Source organism: Clostridium sp. HV4-5-A1G (assembly GCF_900184915.1).
Taxonomy (GTDB): domain Bacteria; phylum Bacillota; class Clostridia; order Clostridiales; family Clostridiaceae; genus Clostridium_B; species Clostridium_B aromativorans.
In genome coordinates this window covers 1-822 of the sequence record NZ_FXYI02000367.1, presented here as the reverse complement: position 1 = coordinate 822, position 822 = coordinate 1, and the positions used below count along the sequence as shown (strand labels likewise).

The window sequence follows — 822 nt, the reverse complement described above, 5'->3', positions numbered from 1 at the left end:
ATTATAAAATGATTATATCATAAAATAAGTTTTAATAAAGTATTGTATCTTTCATTTAGAATTCTTATTTAAGATAGCTCTTTTATTTCTAAAGGTTATAAAATCTTCAATTACATCAGGTCTTGTATGCACAAAGTCTATAAAATCCTTTAAATGCATTATAGTTTGATTGTTTATGGTATGCTCCACTTTTTCTGTTTGTTCTAATACATTTTCCGATATGCCAATAACTTTTAAAAAACTTTCCACAATATTATGCCTGTTCAGCAAATACTGTCCCATATTCTTGCCCTCTTCTGTGAGAATTATTATACCATATTTCTCATATTTTATAAATTTTAACTCAGCAAGTTTCTGAATCATCTTTGTAGCCGAAGGAGGCTGCACATTCAAGGCCTTTGCCAGTTCATGAATCCTTGTAAAACCTTCTTTATAAGCTAATCTATAAGTCATTTCAAGATAATCTTCCATAGATGCTGTCAAAACATCATATTCCTTTTTCATATATTCACTAAAAGTAAAAAAATCTCCATCTGTCATATTATTCTCCTACAAATTGCTATTTTTTATGAATATTCCGTATTTCTTCAATAAATTCTCTTACATCACACCACACCAGAATTAATAAACTCAAAGGTATAATACATATAAATATAACAAAAATGATCTGTAATATATTTTCTATCAACATAACTGATTTTTCAGTTTCAAAAATGAAACTCCTCCCCACTACAGCCGGCTAAATAATTCATAATTAAAATTTGACCATTAAAAAAAAAAATTATATATTTACGTGTGTGTTATACACAAGTGAGCCTGCGG

The 822-nt window shown here is 27.9% G+C and carries 1 protein-coding gene; it reads right to left on the bottom strand.

Translation table 11 applies throughout. The features are described 5' to 3' along the window. Window positions 1-51: 51 nt before the first annotated feature. A complete protein-coding gene (locus tag J5G60_RS18545; protein ID WP_150359089.1) occupies window positions 52-540 on the bottom strand; it encodes a metal-dependent transcriptional regulator in 489 nt (162 codons plus the stop codon). Window positions 541-822: the final 282 nt, after the last annotated feature.